The 7,546-nt window shown below is 43.9% G+C and carries 6 protein-coding genes; all 6 read right to left on the reverse strand.

Annotated features, from left to right (window positions below):
* Positions 1 to 117 precede the first annotated feature (117 nt).
* The gene (tig, locus tag ACW12G_RS05400; protein ID WP_010001994.1) at positions 118 to 1,413 is read right to left on the reverse strand and encodes a trigger factor; all 1,296 of its coding nucleotides are present in this window, start codon (positions 1,411 to 1,413) and stop codon (positions 118 to 120) included.
* A gap of 56 nt (positions 1,414 to 1,469) precedes the next feature.
* Positions 1,470 to 2,819, reverse strand: a complete 1,350-nt coding sequence (locus ACW12G_RS05405) for a cytosine permease (RefSeq protein WP_455647452.1) — start codon at positions 2,817 to 2,819, stop codon at positions 1,470 to 1,472.
* A 97-nt stretch (positions 2,820 to 2,916) separates the two neighbouring features.
* Positions 2,917 to 4,062, reverse strand: coding sequence for a nicotinamide-nucleotide adenylyltransferase (locus tag ACW12G_RS05410; protein ID WP_455647453.1), 1,146 nt, complete (start codon positions 4,060 to 4,062; stop codon positions 2,917 to 2,919).
* A gap of 183 nt (positions 4,063 to 4,245) precedes the next feature.
* Entirely contained in the window at positions 4,246 to 4,917 is a 672-nt protein-coding gene (locus tag ACW12G_RS05415) for an alpha/beta hydrolase (protein ID WP_455647454.1), read from the reverse strand.
* Between the two features lie 33 nt (positions 4,918 to 4,950).
* On the reverse strand, positions 4,951 to 5,925 hold the full coding sequence (locus ACW12G_RS05420) for a ring-cleaving dioxygenase (protein WP_227783942.1): 975 nt from the start codon (positions 5,923 to 5,925) through the stop codon (positions 4,951 to 4,953).
* A gap of 152 nt (positions 5,926 to 6,077) precedes the next feature.
* Positions 6,078 to 7,493 (reverse strand): dipeptidase PepV, encoded by a 1,416-nt coding sequence (pepV, locus tag ACW12G_RS05425; protein ID WP_048700050.1) that lies wholly within the window; start codon positions 7,491 to 7,493, stop codon positions 6,078 to 6,080.
* Positions 7,494 to 7,546 lie beyond the last annotated feature (53 nt).

A 7,546-nucleotide genomic window follows, 5' to 3' on the forward strand; every position in this document is an offset into this window, starting at 1 on the left:
TGTCAATACTATCTATTTTAACAGATTAGTCGTGACAGCATGACTTAAATCCATAGACTTTTAGCTCACCTTGTCAACGCGACAAAATAAAAAAGCCCTGTGGGCTTTTTTAAAGGCTTACTTTGCCTTTGCAGAGTCAGTAATCTTCTTGATTACTTCACGCATTGCAATGTCATGCTTCAACAATGAATCTGACAATGTGGCACGGATTTGTGCTGGATCCATGTTGTATTGTGCAGCCAAGTTGTTCACTTCTTCAGTGATTTGTTCTTCAGTTGGGTCGATGCCTTCAGCCTTCACAATGGCTTCAAGTACCAAGTTTGTCTTGACACGTGTTGCAGCACCTTCTTCGAATTGCTTGTGCAAGTCATCTTCAGTTTGACCTGAGATTTGGAAGAACATGTCACGTGAAATACCTTGTTGTTGCAATTGACCCAAGTATTGGTCGATTTGACGATGTACGTCTTCTTCAATCATTGCTTCAGGAATTTCATCGCCATCAACTGATGCGTTTTCAACAGCCTTTGTGATGACAGCATCTTCAAAGGCAGCTTGTGCAGCTTCAGCCTTTTGTTCTGACAACTTTTGACGTGTCTTTTCCTTCAATTCAGCTAATGTTTCAACTTCTTCGTCAACATCCTTGGCGAATTCGTCGTCCAATTCAGGCAATTCCTTACGCTTCAATTCGTGAATCTTCACTTCAAACAAAGCGTCCTTACCAGCTAAGTCAGCAGCTTGATATTCTTCAGGGAATGTCACATGAACATCCACTTCTTCACCAGCTGTGTGACCAACCAATTGGTCTTCAAAGCCAGGAATGAATTGACCTGAACCCAAAGTCAAGGCGAAGTCGTTAGCTTGGCCACCAGCAAAGTGGTCGCCATCAACTGAGCCATCAAAGTCGATCACAACTGTGTCGCCGTTTTCAGCCTTAACGTCAGCTTCTTGCAAAACAAGTTCAGCTTGACCTTCTTGCAAACGCTTGATTTCAGCATCCACATCAGCATCTGAAACTTCTGTGTCGGCTGCTTCAACTTCAAGGTTCAAATAGTCACCCAACTCGATAGCAGGCGCAGTTGTCACTTCAGCCTTCAATTGCCAAGCTTCACCCTTGTTCATTGAAACGGGTTCGATGTTTGGACGACCAACTGGTGTAATACCAGCTTCTTCAATGGCAGCTTCATAAGCAGCTGGCAAGATAATGTCCATTGCTTCTTGATACAAAGCTTCTTCACCAAACTTTGAGAAGAACAATGCCTTTGTTACCTTACCCTTACGGAAACCAGGGACTGAAACTTGGTTCTTGTTGCGTTGGAAAGCTTGTTCCAAACCTTCTTCAACTTGTGCGCGTGAAATTTCAAATTCTAATGTGCCTTGGTTCTTTTGATCCGCAGCTGGTGTCCAGTTAGACATGATACGTCCTCCAAATGTTTTAAATACTTATTAATTTTAGCTTAAAAACCAGTAAATCACAACATTTTTGTCTGATTTCTAGAAACTGCGACATAAACAACGGCCGCAAAAATCATCGTGAGCCAATTTGAGCCAACCGTTTGGACAACAACCGGTACCTGTTCTAACACAAAGTAGCACCCCCTACTCAAAGCCCACACGAGATAAGCACGGAGATTGAAGCCACCCGTATACCAATAAGTTTTCCCTTGATTAAAGGCCGTTCGGTCGTAATTTTGCTTTTGAACAATGAAGAAGTCCGCCAACAAAATTGCAATTTCAGGTCCCAAAACCATCCCAATTAAATCTAAGAACCAGATAAATGTCTCAATGAAACCACCGACAATAAAGGGAATAAAACTCATCAGTGTTGCCACAATGGTGACTAACCATAGACTTGGGGTGAGTTTTAATTTAGGCACAATATTGTTTAGGGCCGATCCAGCCGCCATTAAGTTAACCGCATTAGCTGTCGTTGAGGTCAACATGATGACGATTAAAGCCAAGGCACCAAGCCCAAGTTTAGCAGCTACCGTTGATGGATCTGAACTATTGGGATCAAACACTTGCGTCCAAACAGCGGCCGCAATGGTCGTCATCGCCCCAACAATAGCAAACCAATACAACCCAATCGTTGCGCCCAAAAATGGGGCCGTTGTTGCCGCCGATTTTTTATCAGCAAAGCGCGTGAAATCAGCACCCGCCGTCACCCAAGCCAAGTTAAAGGCAGCAAAGACATCTAAGGCTTTCCCAAATGGCAAATGAGCAGCTGACGGCGCCGTCCAAGTCATAATTTTTGACAAAGGTACTTCTTGTAACACCACAACAGTTTCCCAAACCACGAGTAAGATGACTAACACCATCCCCACCCGTTCAATCAAACGAACTGAGCGCTGTCCCAGCGAAATCGAAATTAAGTGCAACACGCCCATTACCGCTACCCCAATGAGCATCCCTTTCAGCCCACCTGGCTTAAAGTGTGCGGTACCAAACATGTTGCTCAGCAAATAGCTCACAGAAATGGCAGCAATGTAAGTATTAACAGCTGCCCACCCCATAAACTGAATCACATTAATCAACGATGGTCCGATTGATCCCCGTAAACCAAAGGCCGGCCGCATCAAATTCATCGTTGAGGCGCGCATTTTGTAGCCCATGTAGCCCACTAACGCCAAAAAAAGATAAGCCAGCGGCCCTGAAATTAAAATCACGCCAAGTGCTCCAGCAAAACCTAACGCTGCTAAAACACCGCCCATATACCAGGTGCCATTATTGGCATTAGCCCCAATCCACGTTGCCAATTGATCCCAAAAACCCATTTGTGCCACATGTTGTTCTGCCTTATTCCCTGCTCGTTGCGCTACCATACTCGCCTCCATTACATTGCATTTTAGTCTTTATCATATCAAAATCTGAACAGACGATGTTGTCTTTTTTGGCATAAAAAAAACCAACAGGGTTGGTTTACTCTAAATGTTTGATATTGAAACCTGTTCTTTCTTGAATGGCATCTAAAGCTTGTAGATAGCGCGCATAATAACCATACGGGTCATCACTATCCCCTTTGGCATCTAATAAGACCACTTTATCCATAAAGCCATACTCATCAATAACGCGCATCAACGCGTGGTGGAACGCCCAACGTGAGGCTTCGTCTGCTGTTGACATATTACGGAAACCATCATCAACGTAAGGTGTGACTGGTGGAATGACCAAAATCAAATCAATTTGTTCTTCACTAATCGTATTATCAAACAACGGTTGCAGCTGCGCCCGATCGGCTTCGTCCAACCACATGTCAGCATATACTTTCGTCACCATCGCATCCGTATCAAAAATCGTTAACCCGTTATTGGCCGGCGAATTGATTTCACGCGAATTCGCATCATATTGGCCTTGAATCAGCCGAATATAATCCTTCACAATTAACTCATCATCGCTCACATTTGATCGTTCTTGATATTCTCGGGCGTATTCCTCTGAAAACGGTGAGTTACTCGTCCGCGCCAAGCGACGAACCAAAGTTGATTTACCGGTTGAGGCCGACCCCATAACCGTCACTTTTTTGGTAAAATGCCGACGGAAAACACGGTTAATATAATCCCAGTTGGCAATCGGATCCTTACGAATTTCTGTCGCTGAAATTTTTAAAACAGTACGATCCATCAAACTGACCTTAAATTGACCAGTTTGGGGTAAGCGCTTTTCCAATTCTACTTTATAATCTGGTTCACCAGTATAGAACATAATCTTAGCATCTTGATTCACAATATTACGCTTCACTGTGGCCACTAAAGTGCGCGTCCACTCATCCCAGCCATCAGGCATTTGGGGCATATTGTCTTCATTAATGTAATCAATTTTAATGTCTGATTCATCACTAAAAGCTTCGCGTAAATAACGAAATCTTTTTTCAACGGGTAAGCCCATCTGATCACCACGATCACCAGTATAACCCGACGCAATCACCACCACGCCATCATTCAATGCCGCAGCCTTATAGATTTCTGCTTGATGACCCACGTGCATCGGTGCCAAAGTACCAAAAAAAACGCCGATATTATTGCCTTCAAGATCATCCTTATAAAGATTTCCTGCAAAAGTCCTCATGCTCTTTAACGTGACACGCTGTTGTTCAGTAACCGAAACGAATTAGCGTCCCACCCTCACTTTCTTTTCTGTCAATCTAGTACCTCATGACACAACATGCAATACTTGTCATCAATTATAACAAGTTCCCTGCAACACGCCAACTGTACCAAGATGTCATCCCTAAGTACTTGTTGGCTTAGGTTAGACGTCACGTTGTTGCGCTTTAAACCACGTCTGTGCCGCTTGGAGTTCCGCATTTGTAAGATTGTGCGAACCGTCAGTTTGAAAAATTGACAGATCTGCCCCTGCCTGATGTAAATTATCACGCATGGCGGCAAAGTTTTGTGGCGAAATCAACGGATCCTGGGTGCCATAACTCAAAAATACTGGTGTGCCGTCTAAATTTTGTGGTGCGGTAATCGCAGCGACTTGCATGGCATGTAATGCCATCACCTGTTGAAATGGCACTTGTGGCTGCGTTAACAAGGCATGAACTGCAATGTTAGCGCCATTAGAAAATCCAACAGCAGTCATATCGGCGATGTTTAACCGATACCGTTCAGCCAAACCAGTAATTGCCGCCACAAGCCATTGTGTTTCCTCAGCCAAAGAGACTAAATCAAATACGCCAACGGCTTGTCGTTTGAAATAGCGATAATAACCATTTTCAACAACTCGGCCACGAATCGCTAAAATGGGATGATCCGGTGCCAAAAACTGGGCCACTTCAATTAAAGTCGTTTCATCCCCACCTGTCCCATGTAATAACACAAGCGGCGAGCGCTTCCGGTCACCCGAAATAAATAAATGCCGCACTTGGTCCAAATCAGATGGTGATAGTGGCTGGCTGTTCGTCATATTTTGTTCATGCATAAAGTTTCATCCTTGTGCTTGTCTGCGATTCACTCAGGATTTTGGTGAATTAAAGTTCACCAAATGTGCTTCAATGTCAGCGCGCTGTGATTCCAAAAATGGCGGTAATTCAAGATGAATACCGGCTGTCTCATAGGTTTCATCAATCAGAAAACCTGGCCCATTTGTGGCTAATTCAAACAAAATGCCTGGCATTGGTCGGAAATATTCAGATTTAAAATAGAAACGATCAACCAGTCCAGAATCATGCATCCCCAGTTGTTGCAGACGATCAATCCAATATTTTAACGCGGCGTCATCATCAACTGTAAACGCCAAATGGTGCACACTCCCATAACCTTGCGTCCCACTTGGAATAATGCGTGACAATTGGGTAATTACTTGGGCGCCGTATCCCCCATTATCAAATTCATACAACGTATTATTGCCTGAAGTCGCAATTTTTTGTGCTGTCATGATTTTGGTTAACACAATGGTCATCGCTTGGTCATCGTCAACAGTTACAAACGCCGGCCCCAAGCCGACAATGGCATGTTCTGGCGCCACAGTTGCCTGTTGCCAAGGTTGGTGGGCCTTGGTAACGGGATTTTGTCGTGGATTGGTCTCATCAGCAATCAGCGCATAACGATGGCCATCAAAATCATAGAAATTAAGATAAGTGGCCCCAAAAAGGGTCACAGTTTGGTCATCATAACGAATGCCAAACTGCGTAAACCGCGCCCGCCAATAGTCAAATGATGCCAGGGTTGGCACGCGAAAAGTCGTGCGTGAAATTTCATTCGTCCCAAAAGTCGCTTTTTGAAGCCCTGCAAAATCAAAGAACGTCAAAATACTCCCTGCTTCGCCTTGATCATCTGAAAAATATAAGTGATAGGTATGGACATCATCTTGGTTAACGGTTTTTTTAATTAAATGTAACCCCAGTTGATTGGTAAAAAAATCCCAAATTTTAGGTGCACTGCTGGTAATGGCTGTGACATGATGAATGCCGCGAATTGTTGTTCCCATAGGTATGCCCTACTTTCATAATCGTTATAGGCCTAACTATACAGGAAAAAAGATCCATCGCAAGCAATATGCTTACTTTTTGTAAGTTTACAAGCAACATGTTTTTAGCCACTAAAAAAGTACGTCAGTAATCACTGACGTACTTCGGTTACTTAATCTAAATTCGTAATTTCAGCAATGGCTTGCGCATAAATGGCAATTGAACGATACAAATCATCCAATAGCGCAAATTCATTAACTTGATGCATCGTATCCGGTGAATCAGGGAACAAGGCCCCAAACGCCACACCACGTGCCATCAAGCGGCCATAAGTCCCACCACCAATCACTTGGTCATGGGCTGGCAAACCAGTTTGATCATGATAAACACGTAGCAATGTTTCAACAATTGGATCAGTTGGTGCAACATAGTGTGGTACTTGCGCGTGACCACCAATGGTTGGTGTCACATCCCAACCATTGAGTTGTGTGGCAAGACCAGCCACAATTTCATCAGGCGTGATGCCCTTTGGATAACGGAAGTTAAAGTTAATGAAGGCTTCTTGTCCAGCCACAAACTTTTGAATCCCAACGTTCATTGACAATGGCCCCATGACATCATCCGTATAGTTCACACCAAACTTTTCACCAATTGTGTCTTGGTGAGCTGGTGTCCCTAGATAGGTCAAGAATGACTTGGCTGTGCCACCAAAGTCAAAATTTTGCAAGAAATTGGCCAAATAAGTGCCGGCATTTTCACCCGTTTCAGGCATTGCCCCGTGCACTTGCTTACCATTCACGACAAACTTAATGTCATCACCATCAGATTCAGCACTACCAGAAATTTGTGGGTTAGCTGCCAAAAAGTCTTGGAAAGCGGCAACCATGGCTTCAGCTTGTGCTGTGACGACAGTCGCACGCGCAATACCAGGTACCATATTTGTCCGCAAACCTGCTTCAAAGGCCACTAACTTCACTGAGCCACCATTTGTCGCTTCATCCTTGATCAAAACTTGGACATTACCCTTTTCACCATTGATAATTGGGAATTCGGCATCTGGTGAGAAACCAAAGACTGGGGCTGGTTCCACTTCAAAGTAACGTGTCATGCCTGTCCAGTCATTTTCTTCATCTGTCCCAAAGATCAAACGCACACGGCGCTTCAAAGGTACTTTCAAATCAGACAAAATCTTGAACGCATAATAAGCAGCCATTCCTGGTCCCTTATCATCTGAGGCGCCACGCGCAATGATTTTATCATCAGTAACAACTGGTACAAAGGGGTCTGTTTCCCAACCTTCACCAGCCGGCATCACGTCGACGTGCGACAAAATTGCCACATATTCGTCAGCGTCTTTTGGCCCAATTTCAATGTAACCCACTAGGTTATCAATGTTTTTGGTTGTGAAACCGTCGCGTTCAGCGATCGCTAACATCTTCACAAGGGCATCTTTTGGTCCAGGACCAAGTGGTGCTTCTGGTGTTGCCTTTGAATCATCACGCACAGATTCAACCGCCAACAAATCTTTTAAGTCTGTTATAAAATCATCTTGGCGTAAAGCCGTCTCGTGTTTCCAATCGATTGTCATGAGTTTAAAAAACCTTTCAGTATGATATACCTTATTATACTATTGTCAATGAT

It is taken from the genome of Leuconostoc sp. (genome assembly GCF_965300815.1).